The 26,343-nt window shown below is 59.8% G+C and carries 20 protein-coding genes; 17 read left to right on the forward strand and 3 right to left on the reverse strand.

Going from position 1 to position 26,343, the window contains the following annotated elements; translation table 11 throughout:
- The first annotated feature begins 11 nt into the window (after positions 1 to 11).
- From tssF to ACP3TY_RS26315, 16 genes are all read left to right on the forward strand, one after another.
- Positions 12 to 1,799: a type VI secretion system baseplate subunit TssF gene (gene tssF / locus ACP3TY_RS26240; protein ID WP_426618819.1), complete on the forward strand. Its 1,788-nt coding sequence runs from the start codon at positions 12 to 14 to the stop codon at positions 1,797 to 1,799.
- On the forward strand, positions 1,763 to 2,770 hold the full coding sequence (gene tssG / locus ACP3TY_RS26245; protein ID WP_426618820.1) for a type VI secretion system baseplate subunit TssG: 1,008 nt from the start codon (positions 1,763 to 1,765) through the stop codon (positions 2,768 to 2,770). Before tssF ends, tssG begins: the two co-directional genes overlap by 37 nt.
- Positions 2,771 to 2,781: 11 nt before the next feature.
- Positions 2,782 to 5,439, forward strand: a complete 2,658-nt coding sequence (gene tssH / locus ACP3TY_RS26250; protein WP_426618821.1) for a type VI secretion system ATPase TssH — start codon at positions 2,782 to 2,784, stop codon at positions 5,437 to 5,439.
- 10 nt (positions 5,440 to 5,449) lie between these two features.
- Positions 5,450 to 6,970 (forward strand): sigma-54 interaction domain-containing protein, encoded by a 1,521-nt coding sequence (locus ACP3TY_RS26255; RefSeq protein WP_426618822.1) that lies wholly within the window; start codon positions 5,450 to 5,452, stop codon positions 6,968 to 6,970.
- Positions 6,971 to 7,300: 330 nt separating this feature from the next.
- Positions 7,301 to 7,441 (forward strand): hypothetical protein, encoded by a 141-nt coding sequence (locus ACP3TY_RS26260; RefSeq protein ID WP_053125091.1) that lies wholly within the window; start codon positions 7,301 to 7,303, stop codon positions 7,439 to 7,441.
- 18 nt (positions 7,442 to 7,459) lie between these two features.
- Positions 7,460 to 8,656, forward strand: a complete 1,197-nt coding sequence (gene tagH, locus ACP3TY_RS26265) for a type VI secretion system-associated FHA domain protein TagH (RefSeq protein WP_426618823.1) — start codon at positions 7,460 to 7,462, stop codon at positions 8,654 to 8,656.
- A 5-nt stretch (positions 8,657 to 8,661) separates the two neighbouring features.
- Complete coding sequence (tssJ, locus tag ACP3TY_RS26270; protein WP_426618824.1) at positions 8,662 to 9,162, forward strand: type VI secretion system lipoprotein TssJ; 501 nt, start codon at positions 8,662 to 8,664, stop codon at positions 9,160 to 9,162.
- A gap of 2 nt (positions 9,163 to 9,164) precedes the next feature.
- The gene (tssK, locus tag ACP3TY_RS26275; RefSeq protein WP_212545360.1) at positions 9,165 to 10,496 is read left to right on the forward strand and encodes a type VI secretion system baseplate subunit TssK; all 1,332 of its coding nucleotides are present in this window, start codon (positions 9,165 to 9,167) and stop codon (positions 10,494 to 10,496) included.
- Positions 10,497 to 10,501: 5 nt separating this feature from the next.
- On the forward strand, positions 10,502 to 11,377 hold the full coding sequence (gene icmH, locus ACP3TY_RS26280) for a type IVB secretion system protein IcmH/DotU (protein ID WP_053125083.1): 876 nt from the start codon (positions 10,502 to 10,504) through the stop codon (positions 11,375 to 11,377).
- Positions 11,378 to 11,390: 13 nt separating this feature from the next.
- On the forward strand, positions 11,391 to 14,930 hold the full coding sequence (gene tssM, locus ACP3TY_RS26285) for a type VI secretion system membrane subunit TssM (RefSeq protein ID WP_426618825.1): 3,540 nt from the start codon (positions 11,391 to 11,393) through the stop codon (positions 14,928 to 14,930).
- A complete protein-coding gene (locus ACP3TY_RS26290) occupies positions 14,930 to 15,658 on the forward strand; it encodes a PP2C family protein-serine/threonine phosphatase (protein WP_212545357.1) in 729 nt (242 codons plus the stop codon). The genes tssM and ACP3TY_RS26290 overlap by 1 nt, the downstream gene beginning before the upstream one ends.
- On the forward strand, positions 15,655 to 16,656 hold the full coding sequence (locus ACP3TY_RS26295; RefSeq protein WP_426618826.1) for a serine/threonine-protein kinase: 1,002 nt from the start codon (positions 15,655 to 15,657) through the stop codon (positions 16,654 to 16,656). Before ACP3TY_RS26290 ends, ACP3TY_RS26295 begins: the two co-directional genes overlap by 4 nt.
- Positions 16,657 to 16,684: 28 nt before the next feature.
- Entirely contained in the window at positions 16,685 to 18,904 is a 2,220-nt protein-coding gene (locus ACP3TY_RS26300; protein ID WP_426618827.1) for a type VI secretion system tip protein VgrG, read from the forward strand.
- A complete protein-coding gene (locus ACP3TY_RS26305; protein ID WP_256218966.1) occupies positions 18,901 to 19,938 on the forward strand; it encodes a DUF2515 family protein in 1,038 nt (345 codons plus the stop codon). The genes ACP3TY_RS26300 and ACP3TY_RS26305 overlap by 4 nt, the downstream gene beginning before the upstream one ends.
- Complete coding sequence (locus ACP3TY_RS26310; protein ID WP_426618828.1) at positions 19,935 to 20,822, forward strand: hypothetical protein; 888 nt, start codon at positions 19,935 to 19,937, stop codon at positions 20,820 to 20,822. The genes ACP3TY_RS26305 and ACP3TY_RS26310 overlap by 4 nt, the downstream gene beginning before the upstream one ends.
- Before the next feature lie 68 nt (positions 20,823 to 20,890).
- Complete coding sequence (locus ACP3TY_RS26315) at positions 20,891 to 21,805, forward strand: hypothetical protein (protein ID WP_426618829.1); 915 nt, start codon at positions 20,891 to 20,893, stop codon at positions 21,803 to 21,805.
- Positions 21,806 to 21,821: 16 nt separating this feature from the next.
- Here ACP3TY_RS26315 and ACP3TY_RS26320 read toward each other — a convergent pair whose 3' ends face one another.
- Entirely contained in the window at positions 21,822 to 22,013 is a 192-nt protein-coding gene (locus ACP3TY_RS26320; protein ID WP_401241902.1) for a hypothetical protein, read from the reverse strand.
- A 232-nt stretch (positions 22,014 to 22,245) separates the two neighbouring features.
- Between ACP3TY_RS26320 and ACP3TY_RS26325 the strand changes: the two genes are divergently transcribed.
- Positions 22,246 to 22,629 (forward strand): helicase, encoded by a 384-nt coding sequence (locus tag ACP3TY_RS26325; RefSeq protein WP_212545352.1) that lies wholly within the window; start codon positions 22,246 to 22,248, stop codon positions 22,627 to 22,629.
- A gap of 154 nt (positions 22,630 to 22,783) precedes the next feature.
- Here ACP3TY_RS26325 and ACP3TY_RS26330 read toward each other — a convergent pair whose 3' ends face one another.
- Both ACP3TY_RS26330 and recG read right to left on the reverse strand, forming a co-directional pair.
- Entirely contained in the window at positions 22,784 to 24,184 is a 1,401-nt protein-coding gene (locus ACP3TY_RS26330; RefSeq protein ID WP_053125066.1) for an aminoacyl-tRNA deacylase and HDOD domain-containing protein, read from the reverse strand.
- Between the two features lie 79 nt (positions 24,185 to 24,263).
- Positions 24,264 to 26,339 carry an ATP-dependent DNA helicase RecG gene (recG, locus tag ACP3TY_RS26335; RefSeq protein WP_053125064.1) on the reverse strand — a complete coding sequence of 692 codons (2,076 nt, stop codon included), beginning with the start codon at positions 26,337 to 26,339 and terminating at the stop codon, positions 24,264 to 24,266.
- Positions 26,340 to 26,343 lie beyond the last annotated feature (4 nt).

A 26,343-nucleotide genomic window follows, 5' to 3' on the forward strand; every position in this document is an offset into this window, starting at 1 on the left:
GCAGGTACCCCGTGTCCTTTAACCACTACTACCAAAGCGAACTCACCGCACTGCGCCAACTCGGTCGCCGTTTCGCCGAGCGTAGTCCGGCGCTGGCGCCGTATCTGGGCCAGGCCGGGCGGGATCCGGACGTGGAGCGGTTGCTCGAAGGCTTTGCGTTTCTCACCGGGCGTTTGCGCCAGAAGCTCGACGACGAGTTGCCGGAGCTCAGCCATTCGCTGATGCAATTGCTCTGGCCCAACTACATGCGGCCGCTGCCGGCGTTCAGCATTTTGCAGTTCGATCCGCTCAAGCGTTCGGGCCCGGCGCTGGTGGTCGAGCGTGATACGCCGGTGGAGAGCAAGCCGATCGAAGACGTGCGTTGCCGCTTCCGCACTTGCTACCCAACCGAGGTGTTGCCGCTGGATCTCGCGGCGCTGAATTACTCGGTGAAGGGCGACGGCTCGCTGCTGAGTCTGCGTTTGGAAATGAGTGCCGACGGCCACCTCGGTGAGCTGGAACTGAGCAAGCTGCGCCTGCACTTTGCCGGCGAGCGTTACATCAGCCAGATGTTGTACCTGAGCCTGCTGCGCAACCTCGATGGCATCGAACTGATTCCGCTCGACGGCGCCGGCAAGCCAATTGATGGCGTCAGCGGCAAGCCGATGGCGTTCAAGATTCCCGGTGACAGGGTCACCCCGGTGGGCTTTGCCGAAGAAGAAGCGTTGATCCCGTATCCGCTGAACACCTTCCGTGGCTATCGCTACCTGCAGGAATACTTCGCCTTTCAGGACAAATTCCTCTTCGTCGACGTCAACGGTCTGGACATCCTCAACGCGCTGCCGCAGGACACCCTCAAGCAGATGCGCGGCCTGGAATTGCGCTTCGACATTCGCAAGAGCGGCATCCTGCGCATGCGCCCGACACTGGATAACGTGAAGCTGTTTTGCACGCCGATCGCCAACCTGTTTGCCCACGATGCGTTGCCGATTCGTCTCGACGGCAAGCAGGACGAATACCTGCTGCTGCCCGCGGAATACGATCTGGAAAACTGCGGTGTGTTCTCGGTGGAAACCGTGACGGGCTGGAAGCCCGGCGGTCTCGGTTATCAGGAATACGTGCCGTTCGAATCCTTCGAGCACGACCCGAGTTTCGACGTGCCCAACAGCCGGCCGCATTACAGCATTCGCCAGCGCTCGTCCTTGCTGCACGACGGCCTCGACACTTATTTGAGCTTCGGCATTCGTCACACCGAAGCCCACGAAACCCTGTCGATCGAGCTGATCTGCACCAACCAGAATCTGCCGCGCAAGCTCAAGCTCGGCGACATCTGTGTGGCCTGCGAAGAGACGCCGGAGTTTCTCAGTTTCCGCAACATCACCCCGGCCACGTCGAGCTTCGCGCCGCCGCTGAACCGAGACTTCCTGTGGAAGCTGATCAGCAACATGTCGCTTAACTATCTGTCGCTGGCGGACGTCAATGCGTTGAAGGTGATTCTGGAAACCTACGACCTGCCGCGTTACTACGACCAGCACGCAGAGAAGGTCAGCAAACGCCTGCTCGGCGGCCTGAAAAACATCAAGCATCACCACGTCGATCGCTTGCACCGTGGCTTGCCGGTACGCGGCTTGCGCACCGAGTTGACCATCGACCCGGAAGGGTACATCGGCGAAGGCGACCTGTTCGTCTTCGCTTCGGTTCTTAACGAGTTTTTCGCGCTTTACGCCAGTCTCAATTCATTCCACGAGCTGCGAGTAAAAAGCACACAGGGAGAGGTGTACCAATGGACACCACGTATGGGCCTGCAGCCTCTGCTTTAAGCGGGCTCACCAAGGCGATACGCGAGTACTCGCTGTTTCAGGCAGTGCTGCTGGTGATCGATCGGCTGCGCGAGGCACACCCGTACCTGAGCGAAGACGATTTGTACGATCAGCTGGAATTCCAGGCCAATCCGAGCCTGGGTTTTCCCGGCAGCGACGTCGATCGCGTGGAGTTTTTCGAAGAGCACGGGCAGATGCGCGCGCGCATGCGTTTCAACCTGATCGGCCTGGTCGGTTCCGGTTCGCCGCTGCCAGCGTTCTATGGCGAACAAGCCCTCGGCGATAGCGAAGACGGCAACCCGACGCGCAACTTCCTCGACCTGTTTCACCATCGTCTGCAACGGCTGATGCTGCCGATCTGGCGCAAATACCGCTACCGCGCAAGCTTCCAGAGCGGCGCGCTCGACCCGTTTTCGGCGCAGCTGTTTGCGCTGATTGGTCTCGGTGGCGAAGAGATCCGCAAAGCTAAAGAACTCAACTGGAAACGCCTGCTGCCGTACCTCGGTTTGCTCAGCCTGCGCGCGCACTCGGCAGCGTTGATCGAAGCCGTGTTGCGTTACTACTTCAAGCACGAAGACCTGGTCATCGAGCAGTGCATCGAGCGCCGCGTCGAGATTCTCGAAGAACAGCGCAATCGTTTGGGCCGCGCCAACAGCCTGCTCGGCGAAGACCTGGTGCTCGGCGAACACGTGCGCGACCGCAGCGGCAAATTCCGCATTCACATCACCGAACTCGACTGGCAGCGATTCCATGAATTTCTGCCGATCGGTTTTGGTTACCAGCCGCTCTGCGCGCTGGTGCGGTTCACCCTGCGTGACCCGCTCGATTACGACATTCGCCTGGTGCTGCGCCAGGAAGAAATCCGCGAACTGCGCATCGGTGAGCAGAACGCCTGTCGCCTCGGTTGGACCAGTTGGCTGGGCCGCGAAAAAGCGGACGGCGTGGTGACCCTGGGCAGCAAAATTCATTAAGGACGTGAGCCATGATCAACGTAGACCTGCAACAACTCATCCAGGCGCTGGACGCCGAAACCCGTCGTGATCTTGAGCGTTCGGCTGAGCGTTGCGTCGCCCGTGGCGGTAGCAAGATCCTCGTCGAAGACCTGATGCTCGGCCTGCTCGAACGTCCGAACGGCTTGCTCGCCCGCGCGTTGCAAGACGCCGATGTCGACGCCGGTGAACTCAGCGCGGCGCTGCAATCGCGCGTCGAGCACAGCGCTTCGCGCAACCCGGTGTTCGCCCCGGAACTGGTGCAGTGGCTGCAAGATGCGTTGCTGGTGGCCAACCTCGAACTCGGTCAGACCCAGGTTGAAGACGCCGCGCTGATCCTCGCGCTGCTGCGCAACCCGATGCGTTACGCCGGCAGCCGTTATCAGCCGCTGCTCGCCAAGCTGAACATCGATCGCCTGAAAGAATTTGCCCTGTCGCAACAGGAGCAACCGGCGGCCAATGGCAAACCGGCCGCGCAGGGCGAGTCGCTGTTGCAGCGTTTCACCCACAACCTGACCCAACAGGCCCGCGACGGCAAACTCGACCCGGTGCTGTGCCGTGACGGCGCGATTCGGCAGATGGTCGACATCCTCGCCCGTCGCCGCAAGAACAACCCGATCGTGGTCGGTGAGGCCGGTGTCGGCAAGACTGCCATTGTCGAAGGTCTGGCTTCGCGCATCGCCGCCGGTGAAGTGCCGCAAGTGCTCAAAGGCGTTGAACTGCTGTCGCTGGACATGGGCCTGTTGCAGGCTGGCGCCAGTGTCAAAGGTGAGTTCGAGCGTCGTCTCAAAGGCGTGATCGACGAAGTCAAAGCCTCGCCAAAACCGATCATTCTGTTTATCGACGAAGCGCATACGCTGATCGGCGCGGGCGGCAATGCTGGCGGTTCCGATGCGGCCAACCTGCTGAAACCGGCACTGGCCCGTGGCGAACTGCGTACCATCGCCGCCACCACGTGGGCCGAGTACAAGAAATACTTCGAGAAAGACCCGGCGCTGGCCCGTCGTTTCCAACCGGTGCAATTGCACGAACCGACCGTCAGCGAAGCGGTGACCATCCTTCGTGGTCTGGCCCAGGTTTACGAGAAGAGCCACGGCATCTATCTGCGTGATGACGCAGTGGTCTCGGCGGCGGAATTGTCCGCACGTTACCTGGCCGGTCGCCAACTGCCGGACAAAGCCGTCGATGTCCTCGACACCGCTTGCGCCCGCGTACGCATCAGCCTTGCCGCTGCCCCGGAAAGTCTGGAGCGCCTGCGTGGCGAACTGGCTGAAGGTGGCCGTCAGCGTCAGGCCCTGCGCCGTGACGCCGAGGCTGGTCTGCTGATCGATCACGAAGCGCTGGAGGCTTTGGAAGCACGTCTCGACGACGCCGAAGACGAAATGGTCGCGCTGGAAACCCTGTGGACTGAACAGAAAATCCTGGCCGAGCGCCTGCTCGATCTGCGTCAGCAACTGGCCAAGGCTCGCGAAGCCGCCGCCGTTGAACCGGTGCTCAGCGTTGAAGAAGACGCCGAAGGCACCGTCATCGAAACCCTCGCCGCGGAGGTCGAAGAAGGCCAGAGCGTCGAAGCGCTGGAAGCGCAGCTCAACGAAACCCACAGCGCCCTGACCGCCGCCCAGGTCAAAGAACGTCTGGTCAGTTTCGAAGTGTGCCCGCGTCTGGTCGCCGAAGTGATCAGCGCCTGGACTGGCGTGCCGTTGGCGCAACTGGCTCGCGAGCACAACGCCAAAGTCGCCAGTTTCGCCACCGATCTGCGCACGCGCATTCGCGGTCAGGAACAAGCCGTGCACGCACTGGATCGCTCGATGCGCGCCACCGCTGCCGGCCTGAACAAACCTGATGCGCCAGTCGGTGTGTTCCTGCTGGTCGGCCCGAGCGGCGTCGGTAAAACCGAGACCGCGCTGGCCCTCGCTGATCTGCTGTACGGCGGCGACCGTTTCATCACCACCATCAACATGTCCGAGTTCCAGGAGAAGCACACCGTCTCGCGCCTGATCGGTGCACCGCCAGGCTACGTCGGTTACGGCGAGGGCGGCATGCTCACCGAAGCCGTGCGGCAGAAACCGTACTCGGTGGTGCTGCTCGATGAAGTCGAGAAGGCCGATCCGGACGTGCTCAACCTGTTCTACCAAATCTTCGACAAAGGCGTGGCCAACGACGGCGAAGGTCGCGAGATCGACTTCCGCAACACGTTGATCCTGATGACCTCGAACCTCGGCAGCGATCGCATCAGCGACCTTTGCGAAAACGGCGCACGGCCGACCGCCGAAGTGCTCGAAGAAACCATTCGCCCAGTGCTCAGCAAGCACTTCAAACCGGCGCTGCTGGCGCGGATGAAAGTGGTGCCGTACTACCCGGTCGGCGGTCCGGTATTGCGCGAGCTGATCGAGATCAAACTCGGTCGTCTCGGCGAGCGCCTCAACCGTCGTCAGCTGGATTTCAGCTGGTGCCAGAACCTTGTCGATCACCTGTCCGAGCGCTGCACGCAAAGCGACAGCGGCGCGCGTCTGATCGATCATTTGCTCGATCAACACGTGCTGCCGCTGGTGGCCGATCGTCTGCTCGACGCCATGGCCACCGGTGAAAGCCTGAAGCGCGTGCACGCCACGCTCGACGGCGAAGCCAGTGTGACGTGCGAGTTCGCCTGAGGTGGGCGTGATGTTCACTCAAGTGCCGCAGCCGCTGGTGTATGCCGAAGCGTTGCTGGCGCAGTTCGCCAGTCTGTCGCGCGCGGCGGACGGTGCTGCGCTACTGGGTGACTTCGTCCGCGGCTTGGCCGAGTTGAGCGGTTGCGAACTGGCGCAGTTGTATCTGCTCGACGCCACCCACACCTGCCTGGGAATGAACGCCGAATGCCTCGACGGCGCCCTGCAACCGCGTGAAGCGGCGAGCCTGCCGGCGGATTACAACGGTGAGCAACTGCTGCAATTCGCTCTGTGCCAGAACCGCGTGGTGTGCCTCGACGACTTGAGCGGCAGCCTGCACGAAACCAGTTTTCTGCCGGCGGTGGCCTCGCCGTGGCAGTCGCTGTTGTGTGTGCCGCTGGTCAATCAGCACAAGGCTGTCGAAGGCTTGCTGCTCTGCGCCAGCCGCCGTCGCACCGACCTGCAAGGCTTCGCCGACTCGCTCGGTCAACTCGGCTCGTTCGTGCTCGGCCAACTGCATTTGCTCCAGCGTCTGCGTCAGCCTCGCGATGTATCGGCACCGGTGGCGCGCAGCGTGCCGAGCATCAGCGGTTACGGCTTGATTGGCAAAAGCACCGCGATGCGCCAGACCTACTCGCTGATCGGCAAAGTCCTGCACAGCCCGTACACCGTGCTGCTGCGTGGCGAAACCGGCACCGGCAAGGAAGTCGTCGCGCGGGCGATTCACGATTGCGGGCCGCGTCGCTCGCAGGCGTTCATCGTGCAGAACTGCGCGGCGTTCCCTGAAAACCTGCTGGAAAGCGAGCTGTTCGGCTACCGCAAAGGCGCCTTCACCGGCGCTGATCGCGACCGCGCCGGGCTGTTCGACGCGGCCCATGGCGGCACGCTGTTGCTCGATGAAATCGGTGATATGCCGCTGTCGCTGCAATCGAAATTACTGCGCGTGTTGCAGGAAGGCGAGATTCGTCCGCTGGGCTCCAACGACACGCACAAGATCGACGTGCGCATCATCGCCGCGACCCACCGTGATCTGTCGGTGCTGGTCAGCGAAGGTAAATTCCGCGAGGACTTGTACTACCGCCTCGCGCAATTTCCGATTGTGCTGCCGGCGTTGCGTCAGCGCGAAGGCGACATCCTCGACCTCGCGCGGCATTTCGCCGAAAAGGCCTGCGCGTATTTGCAGCGAGATCCGGTGCGCTGGTCGGACGCGGCATTGGAGCATCTGGCGGGTTACACCTTCCCCGGCAACGTCCGCGAACTGAAAGCGCTGGTCGAGCGCGCGGTGCTGTTGTGCGAGGGCGGCGAGTTGCTGGCCGAGCATTTCTCCCTGCGCATGGAGCCGATGCCCGAAGACAACAGCAGCCTGAATCTGCGTGAACGCCTGGAGCAAGTCGAGCGCACGCTATTGCTCAACTGCCTGCGCAAAAACGACGGCAACCAGACCCTCGCCGCCCGCGAACTGGGCCTGCCACGCCGCACGCTGCTATACCGCCTCGGCCGCCTGAATATCAATTTGGGTGACTTCGATGGTTGAGCAGAAAGTGATCGTCTTGTCCCGCACTCCCACGGCCATTGAATTCCTTGAGGCTGTTGATTCCCCTGTGGCGAGGGGATTTATCCCCGTCCGGCTGCGCAGCAGCCGCAGTCCGGTAGATACGGTCTCACTGAAAGACCGCGCTGGCAGGTTATGGGGGCGCTGCGCACCCCAACGGGGACAAGTCCCCTCGCCACAGGGGATCAATATTCCTCCCAAAAGTGGCTGGAGGCTGCGATCTAGAGCCCCCCAAACCAATAAATTCGCTAATAACGGCGCCGCCCGCAAGGGCCGGCGCTTTGTGCTTTGTCTACCCCTGGAGACCCTCTGATGTCTGTTCGTCACTGGCACGCTGTCCTGCTGACCCTCGTCGTTCTATGCGGCCTTGGCGGCTGTAGCGGCAACTACAAATTCAACGACAACGACTATCGCCCGCTGGGTGATCCGCAAGCGGCCAATCGCGGTAAGTGATTGCAAGGAGCAGCAAACATGGAATTGGTTTTCGAAATGCTGAACACCAAGCAATTCGTGCCCACCGAGTTGTGCCAGAAGACCTTCAAGCAGGCCGGCGGCGTGATCGGGCGAGGCGAGGATTGCGACTGGATCATCCCTGACCGCAAGCGTCACCTGTCCAATCACCACGCGATTGTCAGCTACCGCGAAGGCTCGTTTTTCCTGACCGACAGCAGCAGTAACGGCATTCAGGACGGCGGCAGCGGCGCGCGTCTGCACAAGGGCGAACCGGTGCGCATCGAGCACGGCAGCACCTACGTGCTGGGCGACTTCGAGATTCGTGCGCGACTGGTGCGTGACCCGGCCACGTTCGACGGCGAAGCCGGCCGTCCGCGCGCGGCGGGCAGCATCATTCCCGACGACGCGTTCCTCGACCTCGACCCGCTCAATGCCATCGAACAGCAAGAGCGCGTGTACTCGGAAATCGACGAATTGCTGGCGCCGACCGCCAAGCCCGAGGATTCCCGTCAGCGCGCCGACTACGCGCGCATCGACATGGAAAGCCTGATGGTGCCGGAGCTGATCGCCGCTCCCGTCGAGCCTGAACCCGCGCCGGCGCCGAAGCCTGTTGAACGGCAAAGCGAAGGTTTCTGGGAGCACTTCGGCGCCGCGCTGGGTGTCGACGTCAAAGGCCTCAGCCACGACGAACGCGAAGCGCTGGCACTGAATGCCGCGCGCTTGCTGCGTCAGAGCGTCGGTGGTTTGCAGCAGAGCCTGCGCACCCGCTCGGAGCTGAAAAACGAGCTGCGTCTGGCGCAGACCATCGTCCAGGGCACCAACAAGAATCCGCTGAAATTCGCCGTCGATCCGAGCGAAGCGCTGGAGATTTTGTTGCAGCCAAGCAAGCCCGGTCATCTGCCGGCCGAGCAAGCGATCTCCCGCGCGTTCCGTGATCTGCAGGCGCATCAAGTGGCGCTGCTGACCGCCAGCCGCGCCGCCGTACGCGGCACGCTGGAGCACTTCTCGCCGGAGCAATTGACCCTGCGTTTCGAGCGCGACAACAAGCCGCTGCTCGCAACATCGGGTGGGCGCTGGAGAGCGTTCGGCCGTTATCACCAGGCACTGCGTCAGGACGATGACTGGAGCGAGCGCCTGCTGGCCCGCGACTTCGCTCAGGCCTACGAAGAACAGATCCGCCTGATCTCCACCCTCCACACCGACCACCAAGGATGATGCGCATGTCTCGCCGCTCGACCGCTTTTTTCCAGACGCTGACTGCGCTCACTTTGCTGGCGTTGCTCGGCGGTTGCTCGTCGCTATCGCCGTACTCGAACGTGACCAAGGTCAACCTGAAACTGACCGGCAGCGATCAGTTGAACCCCGATCTCAACGGCCGTCCTTCGCCGATCGTGGTGCGCCTGTTCGAACTCAAACACCCGGTGACCTTCGAAAACGCTGACTTCTTCAGCCTCTACGAGCGTGCCAAGGAATCCCTCAATCCGGATCTGGTGGCCACCGAAGAACTCGAACTGCGCCCGGGTGAAACCGTCGAGTTGAAGCTCAGCGTCGAGGAGGGCAGCCGTTATGTGGGCGTGCTCGCCGCTTACCGCGATCTGCCGGAAACCGAGTGGCGCTACACCGTGCAGGTCACCCCGCAGGAACTTACCGAGGCTGATCTGACCCTCGATCAGACGGGTATCCGCAACAGCCAAGAAACGCTCGCCAAGGCGGATAACTGATCATGAATACCCATAAAGTCATTTGGCAGGAAGGCATGCTGCTGCGGCCGCAGCACTTCCAGCACAACGATCGCTATTACGATCACCAGATGAAAACCCGCACCCAGTTGCTGGGCAGTTACACCTGGGGTTTCCTCAATCTGGAGATCGACCTGCAGTTCCTCAACATGGGCAAACTGGTGGTCAGCCAGGCCTCGGGGATTCTTCCGGACGGCAGCCTGTTCGAACTCGGCGGCAACACCGAACCGCTGGCGCTGGACGTACCGCCGAACACCGGCAACACCCCGATTTATCTGGCGCTGCCGCTGGTCACCGGTAACCACATCGAGGCGCGCCGTCCGGAGCAGTCCGACGTGCTCGCGCGCTTCACCGCGTACGACGCTGAAGTGGCTGACTCCAACGCCGGCGACGATTCCGCCAGCCAGGTCAGCTGCGGTCGCCCGGATTTCAAACTGATGCTCGGCGAGCAGCAGAGCGATCAGGCGTATGTGAAGCTGAAGATCTGCGACGTGCTCGACACCACGCCCGACGGCGTGATCAGCCTCGATCCGGACTTCGTGCCGACCTACATTCAGGCCCACGCGTCCAGCTATCTGCTGTCGTGCCTGAAAGAAGTCATCAGCATGCTCAACCACCGTGGCGACACGATTGCCGAGCGGATTCGCTCCAACGGCAAGGTCGGCGGCGCTGAGGTTGGCGACTTCATGATGCTGCAACTGATCAACCGCACCGAACTGCTGCTGCGTCACTACCTCGGTCTGGAGCAAGTGCACCCGGAAGAGTTGTACCGCACGCTGCTGACCATGCTCGGCGATCTGGCGACGTTCTCCGGCGAGAGCAAACGCCCGCGTCTGGACAGCCGTTATTCCCACGCCGATCAGGGCGGCAGCTTCCGCAAACTGATGGAAGCGATCCGTCAGGTGCTGTCGATGGTGCTCGAACAGCACGCCATCGAGTTGATCCTGCAAGCCCGTCAGTACGGCATCATCGTTTCGCCGTTGCACGACCACAAACTGCTCGGCACCGCGTCGTTCGTGCTGGCAGCAAGTGCCAACTGCGATTCCGAAGAACTGCGCCACCGCTTGCCGGCGCACCTCAAGGTCGGCCCGGTGGAGCGCATCCGCCAACTGGTCAACCTGCATTTGCCGGGGATCAAGGTCAAACCGTTGCCGGTGGCCCCGCGGCAGATCGCGTTCCACTCCAACAAAACCTATTTCATTCTCGAACTCAGTTCCGAAGACCTGGCACAACTGGAACGCTCCGGCGGTTTCGCGTTCCACGTGTCCGGCGAATTCGCCGAGCTTGAACTGAAATTCTGGGCCATCAGGAACTGACCGACATGATCAAGGACATGGAACACAACCAGGACGACAAAACCGTCCTGCTCGACCGTCAGGGCCACGGCCCGGCGTCGAGTCCGCTGACCGACTTCGCCGCGCCACCGCGCTTCGAACAACTGGAAGAACGGATGATCTACGCCGCGCGCCTGCGCCCGGCAGAGTCGTTCAATATCAGCCTCAATTCGCTGGTGGCGGCGTCCTCCGATTTGCTTTCGGAAGTGGTGCGCCTCAAGCACAGCGAAAGCCGCGAAGACTTGTACGCGCTCAACGAGCGCCTGACCGCCGGGCTCAAGCTGTTTGAAGTACGCGCCCTGCACAACGGCGCCGAAAGCAGCCAGGTGATGGCCGCGCGTTACGTGCTCTGCACCGTGGTCGACGAAGCTGTCGTGACCACGCCGTGGGGCAACGAAAGCGAGTGGTCGCAGATGAGCCTGCTCAGCAGCTTCCACAACGAAACCTTCGGCGGTGAGAAGTTTTTCCAGCTGCTCGATCGGCTGTCGAAAAACCCGGTCAAACACCTGCCGATGCTTGAGCTGATGTATCTGTGCCTGTCCCTCGGTTTCGAGGGCAAGTACCGCGTACAGGCACGCGGCATGCTCGAACTCGAAGGCATCCGCGACGCCTTGTACCGTCAGATTCGTCAGTTGCGTGGCGACGTGCCGCGCGAGTTGTCGCCGCACTGGGAAGGCCTCAACGATCAGCGCCGCAGTCTGGTGCGCATCGTGCCGGCGTGGATGGTGGTGTTGTTCACGCTGGTCTGTCTGGTGGTGATGTATTCGGGCTTCGCCTGGGTTCTGGGCGAGCAGCGCGACACCGTTCTGCAACCTTATCAGCCGCTTGATCCGGCCGCGGTGCAACCGCAGTCGCAGCCGTAAACAGGGACGTGTGATGAAAAAGTTTTTCAAGAAAGTCGGCGCCTTCCTGCGCCAGACCTGGGTCTGGACTCTGCTGCTGGTGCTGTTCGTGGCGCTGCTGGTGTGGTTCGTCGGCCCGTTGTTGGCGGTCGATGACTACAAGTTCTGGGAGAGCCCGACCTCCCGCCTGCTGACCATTGCCGTGCTGTTCCTGATCTGGGGCCTGGTCATGGTCTTCGTCAGCTGGCGCGCCGGTATCCGCAAGAAAGCCGAAGAAGAAAGCGAAGACGGTCAGGATCGCATCCGTCGTGAAGAGCTGATCGACGAAGAGCAGAAAGAGTTGAAGGCGCGCTTCAAAGACGCGCTGAAAACCCTGAAGACGTCCAGCCTTTATCGCGGCCGCAGCGAGCGCTGGCGCAGTGACTTGCCGTGGTATCTGCTGATCGGCCCGCAAGGTTCCGGCAAGACCAGTCTGCTGGACTTTTCCGGTCTGGAATTCCCGATCAACAAGATCGACCGCAAGCTGACCCGCGACACCCTCGGCACCCGTCATTGCGACTGGTACTTCGCCGATCACGGTGTGCTGATCGACACCGCCGGCCGTTACCTGACGCAGCCGGACGCCGAAGTCGACAGCAGCGCCTGGACGACCTTGCTCGAGTTGCTGCGCAAGCGTCGCCGTGGCCGTCCGTTGAACGGTGTGCTGGTGACCATTCCGGTGGAAACCCTGCTCGGCGGTAGCGAGCAAGACATCGATACTTTGGCGCGTCAGGTGCGTGGCCGTCTGCAAGACGTGCATCAGAAACTGCACGTCGACGTGCCGGTGTATCTGGTGCTGAGCAAGGCTGACAAGCTGCTGGGCTTCGACGAATTCTTCGATCAGATGAGCCGTGAAGAAAGCGATCAGGTGCTCGGCACCAGTTTCCGCAAGGATCAGGTCGGCACCGACGTCGCGGTACTGCGCAATGAATTTGAAGAGCTGCTGCGTCGCCTCAACAGCCAGGTGATCATGCGCATGCACTCCGAGCGCGACACCCAGCGCCGTGGCCGCATCCTCGACTTCCCGCATCAACTCGGGCAGATCGGCGAGCGCCTGTGCCTGTTCGTCGACATGGCGTTCACTGGCAACCGTTATCAGCGTGCCACGCAACTGCGCGGTTTCTACCTGACCAGCGCACCGCACCTGACCCAGGAAATGGATTCGACCACCGCCGGCATCGGCGCGAGTCTGGGCATGAGCGCCGGTGTATTGCCGACGCTGCGCAGCGGTCGTTCGCGCTTCATTCACCACTTGCTCAGCCGGGTGATTTTCCCTGAGGCGGATCTGGCTGGTCTCGACAAGCGTGAACGCAGCCGCATCCATTGGGGTCAGCGTGCGTTGTACATCGGCGCACTGGCGTCGTTGGCACTGTTCGGCATCCTCTGGGCCGGTGGTTTCTCGGCCAACTACGAGCGTCTGGAAAACCTTCGTACGCTGGCGCAGAACTGGACGCAGCAACGTTCGGCACTGACCCCGCGTGATGATGCGATGGGCGTGCTGAAAACCCTCGACACCAGTTATGCCGCAACCCAAGTGTTCCCGAAAAAGGGCGACGTGTCGTACCACGAGCGTGGCGGTCTGTATCAGGGCGAAGACGTCAATCCGCCGGTCGCCGACGCCTACGAGCGTGAGCTTCAGGCGCAGTTGCTGCCACGAGTGGCTTCGCAGCTCGAAGGGCAGATCCGCGCCAACCTGCAGGATCGCGAAAAGCTGCTCAACAGCCTGCGCGCGTACCTGATGCTGAACATGAAGGATCGTCGCGACGCGGCATGGCTGAAGGACTGGATCGCCACTGACTGGTCGCAGCGCTACACCGGCAACACCGCGGTGCAGAACGGTCTGAACACTCACCTCGAACGCCTGCTGAAGCAGCCTTTCATCTACCCGCTTAACGACCAATTGGTCGCGCAGGCGCGGCAGGTATTGCGCAGCGAGTCGCTGGCCAACGTCGTGTATCGCATGCTCCGCGAGCAGGCGCGTAACCTGCCGGAATACCGTTTCAGCCAACACCTCGGCCCACAAGGCTCGCTGTTTATCGGCACCGATTACGTGATTCCGGGCTTCTACACCCAAGAGGGTTATCAGCAGTATTTTTCGGTGCAGGGCGCGACTCTGGTCACCGACATCCTGCGTGACAACTGGGTGCTGGGCGAAGGCGCGGGCATCAGCGACATGGACTTGCGTCGTCTGATGGTCGAGCTTGAACAGTTGTATTTCCGTGACTACGCCAACTACTGGAGCGAAGCCGTTGGCCAGGTGGCCCTGCCGCCGATCAACGACGCCGGTGAAGGCGCCGAGCAACTGGCGGGCCTGACGTCTGCCAACTCGCCGGTGCTCGCCTTGCTCACGGAAGTGCGCGAGAACACCCGCTTCCAGGCTGTTGCTGACCCGGTGGATCAAGCCGCCGATGCCGCTGATGCGCTGGCCGAGCAGAAAGGCAAACTGGGCAAGGTCGGTAAACTCGCGGCCGCCGCAGCAGACAAGGCTTCGGCCCTGACCGTTGCGAAGAACCTGCCGGACACCGCGAAGAAGTCGCTGCAACGTCGCTTCGAGCCGCTGCATCGTTTGCTCGATGACAACAACGGCCCGGCCGCTGACCTGACGCCGGCGCTCAACGCGCTCAACGACCTGCAACTGCAACTGGCCAGCCTGGCCCGTTCCAGCTCGCCGGAACAAGCCGCGTTCGAACTGGCGAAAACCCGCATGAGCGGCCAGCGTGATGCGCTGACCAACCTGCGTAATGCGTCCGGTCGTCTGCCGCGTCCGCTGAGCGTGTGGTTCAACGTGCTGGCCGAGGACTCGTGGCGTCTGGTGCTGAACGATGCGTACCAATACATGAACGGCCGTTATCAAAACGAGCTGTACAGCGTGTATGGCAAAACCATCAGCAAGCGTTATCCGTTCAGCGCCACCAGCACCAGCGACGTGGCGATCGCCGACTTCCGCGAGTTCTTCAAGGATCAAGGCATCGCTGACCGCTTCTTCGACAACTACATGCGTCCGTTCGTCAGTGGCGATCCGGGCAACTACCGCATGCGCAGCGTCGACGGCCACAGCCTGCCGGTGTCCAAGGTTTACCTCGACCAGATGGCCGCCGCACTGACCATTCGCAAGAGCTTCTTCTCGATCAACCCGGCCGAGCCGACCGTGCAGTTCAAACTCGAGCCGTACACCCTCGATCCGGCGGTCAGCCGTTCCGAGTTCAAGTTCGGCGACAAGACCATCGAATACCGTCACGGCCCGATTGTGCCGGTGTCGTTCAAATGGCCGACCGATGCTGAAGACGGTCGCACCAGTCTGGTGATGGACAAGATGTCGGGGCGTCCGATCGGCATCGAGAAAAACTCCGGCCCGTGGTCGCTGTTCCGTCTGTTTGATCTGATGCAGACCGAGTATCTGAACGGTCGCGACGTGCTGGTGCTGAAAGCTGACGTGGGTGGCCTGCGCGCCAACTACCTGCTGACCAGCCAACGCTCGCCGAACCCGTTCGACATGGGCGTACTGCGCACCTTCCGTATGCCGGTGCAGCTCTGATGCTCGTGGCCAGTGCCTGGCGCAGCGCGGCGCGTACCGACCCGGGCAAGGTGCGGGCGCGCAACGAAGATGCCTTCCTCGACTCGCCACAGCAGGGGCTGTGGGTGGTCGCGGACGGCATGGGCGGTCATCAGGGTGGCGACATCGCCAGCCAGTTGATCGTCGCCAGCCTGGCTGAACTGCCGCCACACGATGACTTCGACGAACGCCTCAAAGCCATTCGCCAGTGCCTGCATTGGGTGAACCGGCGTTTGGGGCAGGAGTTGACCGTCACCGCCGGCCGTCACGACAGCGTCATGGGCAGCACCGTTGTGGCGCTGCTGGTGGAAGGCAATCGCGCGGCCTGCATCTGGGCCGGCGACAGCCGTTGTTATCTGTGGCGCGGGCAGCGTCTGTATCAGCTGTCCAAAGACCATTCGCTGCAACAACAATTGATCGACGAACAGAAAATGAGCGTCGATCAAGCGGCGGCGCACCCGGCGGCTCATGCCTTGACCCGAGCCGTCGGCGCGGCCGAACAACTGACCCTGGATGTCCTCGAACTCGAGGTCTATCCGGGCGACGCGTTTTTGCTTTGCAGCGATGGTTTGTACCAAGGCCTGAGCAGCGATGCCCTCGGCAACGCCCTCAGTCTCAGCGCGCCGCACGTGGCGCTGGAACGTTTGTTCGACGGCGCCTTGCGGGGCTCCGCGCGGGACAACCTGACTGCCGTGGTGATCCGCCAATGAGTGAAATCGAATCGCCAATCGATGACGTGTTGATCAGCGAAGAACAGGCCAGCAACCTGACCTACTTCGCCTTCGCCAAGTCGCACAATGCCGAACCTGCGCTGGCCCCTAAAAAGGCCAGCATCGGTGTGCTGCCCGATGTGTTGGCCGGTCGCTATCGCCTCGAGCGTCTGCTCGGGGCCGGTGGCATGGGCGCGGTTTACCGGGCGCGGGATCTGCTGCACGAACAGTTTGGCGATCCCGACCCTTACGTTGCGCTGAAAATCCTCAGCGAAGAATTTGCCGAGTCGCCGGACGCCAGTGCCTTGCTCTACAGCGAGTTCGCCCTGACCCGACGCCTGCGCCACGACAACGTCGTGCGTGCACACACTTTTGAAGTCGACACCGACTGCCAGCGGGCCTTTATCACCATGGAATACATGCGTGGCCTGACCCTGGACAAATTGCTCTGCGAGCGGCCCCTCGGCCTGCCGTGGAAAGAACTGCGCGACATCGTCCTGCCGCTGCTCGACACGTTGGCGTATGCCCACGGTCGCGGCGTGCTGCACGGTGATCTGAAACCGAGCAACGTCATGCTCAGCGAAGACGGCCTGCGCCTCTTCGACTTCGGCCTCGGTCAAGCGGAGGAGGGTGTGCTGCCCGGCCTGCCGCATCTGAGCCGTGAACGTTTTAACGCCTGGACACCGGGCTACGCCGCCCCCGAACTGCTTGAAGGCCAACCGTTGTCGGCCGGCGCGGACGTGTACGGCGTGGCCTGCATGATTTACGAACTGGCGGGCGGCAAGCCGCCGTTCCGCCGCGTGGCCTCGACCCTGGCCCGCGACGAACACCTGGAGCGCGAGCTGCACGCGCCGAAAAACCTACCGAAACACTGCTGGCCCGCGCTGCGCAAAGCGCTGAGCTTCAATGCGGCAGAACGCAGCATCACTGCCGGCCAATTGCGTGACGCCATGAGCGCCACTTCGTCCTGGCGGCAACGCCTGCGTTTTCGGGCGTAACGGATGACATTCGAACAGGGAGCACACAATGTTCAACTCAGCTAACGAGACCCACTTCAGCCTGACGGTGGAAGACTATGTCGGCGACCTGCAAGTGCTGTCGTTCACCGGCACCGAAGGCGTCAGCCAGCCGTATCGTTTCGACCTCGAACTGGTCAGCGAAAACCCCGATCTGGATCTGGAAAAACTCCTGCACAAGCAGGCCTTTCTCGCGTTCGATCCGCAGGGCTCCGGCATTCATGGGCAGATTTATCGCGTCGCTCAAGGCGATGCCGGCAAGCGCCTGACGCGCTACAAAATCTCCATCGTGCCGCAACTGCAATACCTGCATCACCGCACCAACCAGCGCATCTACCAGCAGATGTCGGCGCCGAAAATCATCGCGTTGATCCTCGACGAACACGGCATCAAGGGCAACGCCTACAGCTTCCAGCTCAGCCAGCCGTGCCCGGATCGCGACTACTGCGTGCAGTACGACGAAACCGACCTGCATTTCGTCCAGCGCCTGTGCGAAGAGGAAGGCATTCACTACCACTTTCAGCACAGCGAAAAAGCCCACCTGCTGGTGTTTGGCGATGACCAGACCGTGTTCCAGAACCTCGGCCAGCCGACCGCGTACGTGCAAGGCAGCGGCATGGTCGCCGACGAGCCGGTGATCAAAGGTTTCAAACTGCGCCTGGAAACCCGCACCACACGCACCATGCGCCGCGACTACGACTTCGAAAAACCGCGCCTGCAAATGGAAGCCGCCTACAAACCGGATGGCGAGAGCACGGAACCGGATCTGGAAGACTACGACTACCCCGGCCGTTTCCTCGACCGCGCGCGCGGCAAGTTCCTCAGCCAGCGCGCCCTCGAACGCCACCGCGCCGACTACCGTCAGGCCGAGGGGCGTGGCGACCAGACCAAACTGGTCAGCGGCCACTTCATGGAAATGTCCGACCACCCGCGTAGCGAATGGAACGACCTGTGGCTGCTCACCGAAATCGTCCACGAAGGCAAACAGCCGCAAGTCCTCGAAGAAGGCGTGACCAGCGACACCACCAATAACAAGGACGATTACCACCAGGGCTACCGCAACACCTTCCTCGCCACCCCGTGGGACGTGTTCTACCGCCCGGCCCTCGAACACCCGAAACCGCGCGTACTCGGCAGCCAGACCGCCATGGTCACCGGCCCTAAAGGCGAAGAAATCCACTGCGATCAATACGGCCGCATCAAAGTGCAATTCCACTGGGATCGCGAAGGCCTCGCCGACGACAAAACCAGCTGCTGGCTGCGCGTCTCCAGCTCCTGGGCCGGCGACCGCTACGGCGCCATCAGCATCCCGCGCATCGGCATGGAAGTCCTCGTCACCTTCCTCGAAGGCGACCCCGATCAACCACTGGTGACCGGCTGCCTGTACCACAAAGAAAACCCGGTGCCGTACGCACTGCCGGCGAACAAAACCCGCAGCGTGTTCAAAACCCTCAGCTCGCCGGGTGGCGCGGGGTACAACGAACTGCGCATCGAAGACAAGAAAGGTGCGGAGCAGATCTACATCCACGCCCAGCGTGATTGGGATGAGAACGTCGAGCATGACCAGAAGATTCGGGTCGGGAATGAACGTCATGACACGGTTGAGAAGAACACCTACACCGAGCTGAAAGCTGAAGAACACCGCACCACGATTGCTGATCGCAAGATTGAAGCGAAGGCTGACGATCACCTGACGGTGGGGCAGAGCCAGCACGTCAAACTGGGTACGGCGCAGCTGACCAGTGTCGGGAATGAGATTCACCTGAAGGCGGGTGACAAGATTGTGATCGAGGCGGGATCGGAGCTGACGATTCTGGGTGGGGGGAGTTTTATCAAGCTGGATGCGGGCGGCGTGACGGTGGTTGGGCCGGTGGTGAAGATTAATGCGGGTGGGGCGGCTGGGTCGGGAACGGGGATCGGGATTTTGACACCGGTCATACCGTTGATTGCGGATCAGGCTCGGGCGGGGAACACTCTAAAAAATGCAGCTGTTGAAAATTTCTATGGGCAAATGAAGTTCGTCACGAGTACGGGTGTTCCTTACAGCTCAGTAGCTGCGGCATTTATCATTCCTAATAGGACTGCACCATTAACATTTCGAAGCGATGCGGACGGACTGTCGCCAAACGTCAAAGCCGAGTCCATCCAAGAAGCAGAAGTGCATTTAATCTGGGATGATTTTGAGGTTCCGGAAGGTTCTGATGATTATGAGAAAGGACGCAAGGCATGAAGCAGGAGCCCATCACCAAATTAGACATAAGCAAAAAACAGGATGCCAGACCACACGAGTATTGTGTGACGTGCGAACAATCCTGGTCTTTTGCTCAGATGGAAGCCGTTAAGCGCTTGAGTATTCGCGAAAAAAGCCTTTTTTCAGGGAAAAGCAAGCTAACCCTGGTGAGTGACTTCAGTGTCAGGGCTGCGCGAATTGCAGGAAACTATGCACGTTTTTACCTCGAGACTGAACCCGGCGGTAGGCCTGAATTAAAAGGTCGATTCTATTGGATGGGCCTTGCCGCATTCGCCAGTAAGCAAGTCATGTGTGGGCTGGACTTCACAAAATTTGCCCAACGAGCTTCTGCACCCCTCGTCGTCATGCCTGCGACTTATGCTGAGGTCAATGCCGCGATTCTGGTTGGGAAAAATGGGTTGGGCAAAGGCAACTTCTGGTTATTTCAGGATATTTTTTGTTGGCATTGGTTATATGTTAAATCTCCCGATGAGTTTATGTCGTGCAAATCTCGTCGTAATGTCGATACCTATGAAACAGAAACCCAAAAGCGCGTTAAAGATTTACCGTGGGCAAGTGCGGCGCTTGGCTCAATAAACAACCTAAAGAAAACCAACGAAATTGATGAGGCGTTTGATTTAATAAAGGCTGTAGAAGCAATGCCCGCGGGCGCCGCGCGGGAAACAGCAAAATTCGAATCGCTTTTGAAAATTGCCGATCATGAACAATTAAAAATTCTGCAGCCGCTTATTTATGATGATTGGACATTTCAAAAAATTCTTGACGGTCAGGCGTTGTCCGAAGGGCTTCCCTACGTTCCGTTGAGATCTGCTGCGTTTGCAATTGCGTGTGATGTAAAAGACTCTGAGCATAGAGTTCAGATGACGGACGACGATGGCAGTCTATATAAAGCCAAAGAACGAATGAAATTCATTCTGGCGATTGCTAAGCAGTACCACAAATTAATGCAGATAGAGACTCGGCGTATGGAGTCGACAATTGCCACCATCGCAAGTTGGGCCGACAAGACATGAAGCACCATCTATTGATTTTGTTAGTTTTGTTAAGTGGTTGTGGTAATGATCAGGGTGAAGTGAGTACTAAAATGGAAAAGAGTAATCCGGTTGTCAAAATTGACGTTGACGGTTCTTTCGATGCTCTGTTTAAAAGCAGTCCTTTGAAGTTCTCCGAGGAATGCCCAGCATCGATGGGGATTTGTTGGTACAAAATAAACATGCGCAGTGGTGATCCATCTATCCCTAACGTTGTTGTCGATGTGGCTGGCGATAACCTCACAGTCGATAAAGTGACCGACATCAGTGTCTCACGAGTGACAGGAGAGGAGAATGTCACGGACTTCGACCTGACGCTGCTCGGGTTGCCTGATAATACGAGCCATGAAGATAACCGTAAGTGGGTTTATGAACTTCTGAATGGTTTCAAATTAGCCGGTTGGAAAAAGTACTTTTACCCTGCAGATCCACGCATTTCGGGAGACGAGTTGGCGAAGATACCGCAGGGAAAGCAAGTCTTTGGTGAGTATCCATTAAGCCATCCCATGTTTGATCCCGATGTTTCACTGGCACTCGATAAGTGGATGGAAGTTAAATCTTTCTACAACTGGTATATGTATAAAGGTAATGAGTTTGTTCATGTGATGGTTCAGCGCAGTGACAGTGATACTGAACCAAAATCTAAAGGCACTTATCTGACTGTCATAGAATTTACCTCTCAAGAAAACACTTGGAAGCTGGATTTTAAGGAGGAGGACAGGGCTGATTGGAAGCAGAAATTCCCTGCTCGACTGAATGAACTGTTAGCGCGCCGAGCAGAAGCTGAGAAACTGGCACGTTTGGCGGGGGTTCAGATTCAGGAAAATTATCAGGCCCCTGACATCGAGTCGAGTGTCCGCCAATAAAGTACGAACGGGTGTTCATTGATCCTGACTCAGGTCGGCACTCTTTTTCATTTGAAGGCTATTTCCAAATGGCCGGTATTCCATTTGGGAAATTAAGCATGAAGCGTTTTGTATTTTTACCGCTGTTTTCATTTTTGATCAGCGGTTGCGATGATGTCAGTGGTAGCCGAGGCATGGCAGACATTGCCACCAATCGCCCCATTGAAATTAATATGCATGAAGATATTGAAGGGTTAGTCGCGCGTAGTCCTGTAATATTTTCCGAAGGTTGCATGTCAGCAGTTAACATGTGTTGGTATAAGGTTGAAAGATCCTTTGATGACAGCAAACTTCCGGTTGTTATTATAGATAAGTCTCTGACACTCGACCACGTCGCTCGTATCAGCATTGCGGTAGATAGTGATGTTGGTAGAAGTGTTGAGGATCTAGATCTTTCAATTCGATCGTTGCCAGATAACAGCTTGCATGATGATTACAGGCTGTTCCTTTTTGAACTGATTGATAAGATCACCGCTGCTGGCTGGCAACATTATTATTCGCCATCCGATCCGCGAGTTTCTGGATCGCAGATGGATAAGATTGATACACCAGACTACGTACTGGGCGACTACGTATTGAGCCATCCTTGGCTAGATCCGAGCTATCGTTTAGATCTGAGGCGCTGGTTGAGGATTGGGCGTTTTCATACGTGGACTTTTTTCAAAGACGGTAACTATCTTAAGGTGCAGGCTTGGAGCCGGGATTCGGATGATGCACCTGAGGAGCGAGGCACTTATCTGGTTAGTTTGAATTTCAAAACGCAATCAGAGTATTGGCGCACCACATTTAATACTGATAAAGAAAATGCCCGCTGGACGGAGCTCATGCCGGAAAGATTAGAAAAATATCGGATTATTCGAGAGGCAAGAGAGCAGAAGGCAATTGAAGCGGGTATTGAAATTGATACGAGTTATCACGATCCAGTTATTCAGGCGCTGAAATGAGCGTGCGGTGTTTCGATCAAAACGAGGGCTCGCGATCGGCGCCTATGGATAGCAGGTTTTCCGACGCGTTAGCCAGAATGGTTTCCGTGTCGAGCTCTTCGCAGATGTTAAAGAGGTTGCCTTCGCGGCGGTTGGACGGTTTTTTGGAGTGTGTGGGGAAGTTGTAGGCGAAGGTACGTTTAGTGGCCAGCTCGCTTGGTTCACGCATGCCGCCGTGCTTTGCGGGAAAATTCCTAGGGAGTTGCAGGGCGGAGGATCAAAAGATCGCAGCCTTCGGCAGCTCCTACAGGAATGTATTTCGGGAGGTGTAGGCAGTGTGACTTGGTGGTCATCGTGTTGGGAAAACGGGGGATCGTCTTCAAACGGTGTTGAATAGTGGCGTTCCAGCGTGAAGTGGTTAAACTGCCCCGGCCGTTCATTTTCCTTTTGAGGCTGTGCGCATGAAATTTCGTTTTCTTCTGTGGATGCTGGGTCTGTTGATGGGTAAGGCCAGCCGGACAAATCCTGCGTTCCAGCAGCAGTTGGGTGACAAGGATCTGGTGTTTCAGCTGCAGACGCTGGATGGGAAAGTGGCGCGGCATTTTGTGGTCAAGGATCAGCGCATCACCAGCAAGTCTGGCGTGGTGGCGGAGCCGGCGTTTGCGATTGCGTTTAAAGATGCCGGTTATGGCTTTGCGACGATGCAGGCGAAGAACAAGCAGCTGGCGTTTATGCAGGGGATTCAGGACAAGTCGATTCAGCTGAAGGGCAATCCGGCGCTGGTCATGTGGTTTCAGGGGTTGATGAAGTATTTGGTGCCGAGGAAGGCTAAGCCTAAGGCTTGAGCCTTTGGTGACGCGGAGCGTCACGGGATGCATTCCCACGCGGAGCGTGGGAATGATCAGGGGCGGTCTGATAGATTGAGTTGGATTTTTCGCGAGCAGGCTCGCTCCCACAGGGGGATTGTGTAAATCCTTGGGGGAGCGGGCCTGTTTTGTTTTAGCCCTGGCTGAATTGCGAAGCCAGTTCGCGCAGCAGGACTTCGGCTTCGAGGACTTTGCTGACGACGTCGTTGGCTTTTTCGCGGGTCAGGCCAACGCGTTCGAGCAGGGCGTCTGGAATGTCTTCATCCGGGCCCGAACCGATCCCGCGTCCACGCAGCAATCGTACGGCCAGGCAGACAAGGTTCGGGTATTCAGCGTAGGCGCCGTCATAACTCGGATCGTGCTGGAAGCGCAGCGCGGTGGCCAGTTCGTCCGGCATGTCCCAGTAGCGCATCAGCCACGAGCCGATCTGTTCACGGCTGATACCGAGCAGGTGTTGCTCGATGTAGCTGTGGCACAGGTGCGGGTTGACCTCCAGGTGGCGGCAGATCAGCGAGAAGTGCGGCGGGAACACGTGGGCCAGCAGCAGATAACCGAAGTTGTGCAGCAGACCGGCGAGGTAGGTCAGGCCGGCTTCCGGGCGCTGGGCGCGCGGCATGGCGCGGGTCAGGCCTTCGATGACGGCGGCGGTGTAGATCGACTGCTGCCAGTACGGCGTCGAGTGTTGCGGATGGTCTTTGGGCAGGCTCAGGGTCTTGCCGAGGGCCAGGCCCAGCGCAAGGTTGATCACCAGATCGAAACCGAGCACGCGGACGATCGCGTCTTCTACCGAGCGAATCTTGCCCGGCGAGGCGTAGTACGGCGACGCCGCCCAGCTCACCACTTGTGCGGCCAGCGCCGGGTCTGTTTCAACGACGCCGGTGATGTCGTCGATGGTGGCGTTGGGGTCGACGCGCAGCTTGATGATTTTTTGCGCGGTTTCGGCCAGCGGCGGAATCTCGATGGTCGCTTCCAGACGCTGCTGAATGCGCCGTGCGGTAAACGCTTGCACGGCCTGGGTGATTTCCTCGCGGTCATCGTCCGGGCGGTCGAGGTTCGGGCGGATGCTGTTCAGCGCTTCGCCGAAGTTGGCGGCGCTGGCCTTGGTCAGCATGCTTTTGAAGGCTTCGCTGGTGATTTCCAGCAACACGCCCGGCTCGCCGGAGTTGATCAGCAGCTTTGGCTCGCGCAGCAGGCTTTCTTCGTAGAGGCACGGCGAACTGGTCAGTGCCGGCAGGCCTGGCAGCAGGCTCAGGCTGTGTTTGCCGAGCATCTTTTGCAGACGCTCGGTCGACACTGCGGTCAGGCGACGGCCCGTCAGTTCGGCGAGGCGATTGAGGTCGAGCAACTGGCTCTGCGGAAACAGCACCATCAGCGCGCCGACAGCGTCGTCCAGCAACACGGCTTGTACCTTGCGCGATGCATTGAGGCCGTGGTGGTCGAGCACTTCTTCGTAGGCGATCCCGAGCTTGTCCAGCAGCAGTCGAATGACAGACGGCGCGTGCGGGGATTCGGGGGCGAGAGCGGCTTCGGTCATGGTCTGTATCCGTTTTTGAAACAATGGCAGGAGTATAACCAGCTTGGTCAGAACGAGCTGTCAGAAACTGCGACGGTGCTCACACTTGGCCGTATTGCTGCCCGTGGCGCAACCAGCGGTCAAGCAACGGGCTGACGTGGGTCGGCCAGCGTTCCAGCAGCGCTTGCGCGGCGTCACGAACGGCGGGCAACAAGTCGGCGTCGCGCATCAGATCCGCGACCTTGAATTGCAGCAATCCGGTCTGGCGGGTGCCAAGCATTTCACCGGGGCCGCGCAGTTCCAGGTCTTTTTCGGCGATGACGAAACCGTCGTTGGTCTCGCGCATGATCCCCAGACGCTGGCGACCTATCTGCGACAGCGGCGGATGGTAAAGCAGCACGCAATGGCTGGCGGCGCTGCCCCGACCGACACGGCCGCGTAACTGGTGCAATTGCGCGAGGCCGAGACGCTCGGGGTTTTCGATGATCATCAGGCTGGCGTTGGGCACGTCTACACCGACTTCGATCACGGTGGTCGCGACCAGCAGTTGCAGGTTACCGGCCTTGAACTCGGCCATGACGGCGGCCTTCTCGACGGGTTTCATGCGCCCGTGAATCAGCCCGACTTTCAACTCGCCGAGGGCGAGGGTGAGATCTTCAAAAGTGGTTTCGGCGGCCTGACAGGTCAGCTCTTCCGACTCTTCGATCAGCGTGCACACCCAATAGGCCTGACGGCCCTCGGCGCAGGCACCGCGCACGCGTTCGATGACTTCGACGCGGCGGGTGTCGGTGACCAGCACGGTGTTGACCGGGGTTCGCCCCGGCGGCAATTCGTCGAGGATCGAGGTGTCGAGGTCGGCGTAGGCGCTCATCGCCAGCGTCCGTGGAATCGGCGTCGCGGTCATGATCAGTTGATGCGGACACATGCGCCCACCGACGCCTTTCTGCCGCAGCGCCAGTCGTTGCTGCACGCCGAAGCGATGTTGTTCGTCGATGATCACCAGCGCGAGGTTTTTGAACTTCACTTCGTCCTGAAACAGCGCGTGGGTGCCGACCACCATCGGTGTGCCACTGGCGATCTGTTCCAGCGCGGCGACGCGGTTCTTGCCCTTGAGCTTGCCGGCCAGCCACGCCACTTCAATGCCCAGCGGTTCGAGCCAGCGCTTGAAGGTGATGAAGTGTTGTTCGGCGAGAATCTCGGTCGGCGCCATCAGCGCGACTTGATAACCGGCCTCCAGCGCTTGCAGAGCGGCGAGGGCGGCGACCACGGTTTTACCCGCGCCGACGTCACCCTGAATCAGCCGCAGCATCGGTTCGTGCTGACTGAGGTCGTAGGCGATTTCGTTGCCGACGCGCTGTTGGGCGCCGGTCGGGTTGAAGCCAAGATTCGCCAGATATTTCGGCGGCAGCTTTTTCGCTTTCGGCATCGCCGGCGCGCGCAAAGAACGCATGCTTTCGCGCAGACGTTGTTGCGACAGTTGATGCGTCAGCAGCTCTTCGAAGGCCAGACGATGCTGCGCCCAGTGATGACCGAGGGCGAGTTCGTCGACGTCGGCATCGGCGGGCGGATTGTGCAGGTAGCGGATCGCATCGGCCAGCGGTGCGAGTTGATAGTCGCGTGCGAGTTCGGTCGGCAGCCAATCGGGCAGGGTGTCCGGCTTGAGCATGGTCAGCGTCTGCATGCACAGTTGACGCAGACGCGCTTGGGTCAGGCCTTCGGTCAGCGGGTAAACCGGGGTCAGGGTTTCATCCACTGGCGGTGGTTCGTCGCCGGTGATGGCGCGATATTCCGGGTGGTAGATTTCCAGACCTGAGGCGCCGGGCCGGGCTTCGCCGTAGCAGCGAATCCGCGTGCCGCGTTTGAGCCCTTCTTTCTGCGCGTTGCTGAAATGGTAAAAGCGCAGACTGAGCCCGCCGGTGCCATCCTGCATGCGCACGACGAGGCTGCGGCGGCGGCCCATGACCACGTCGGCGCCGCTGACGGTGCCTTCGACCACGGCGTCCTGACCCGGTCGCAAATGGCCGATCGGCACCACGCGGGTGCGATCCTGATAACGCAGCGGCAGGTGAAACAACACGTCCTGGAGATTCTCCAGACCGACCTTGGCCAATTTCTCGGCCATGGCTTCACCGACACCCTTGAGTGCCGTCACCGACACTTGCGACAGCTCAGTCATGACG

This window comes from Pseudomonas rustica, from assembly GCF_049959085.1.
In the GTDB taxonomy this organism is placed as follows: domain Bacteria; phylum Pseudomonadota; class Gammaproteobacteria; order Pseudomonadales; family Pseudomonadaceae; genus Aquipseudomonas; species Aquipseudomonas rustica.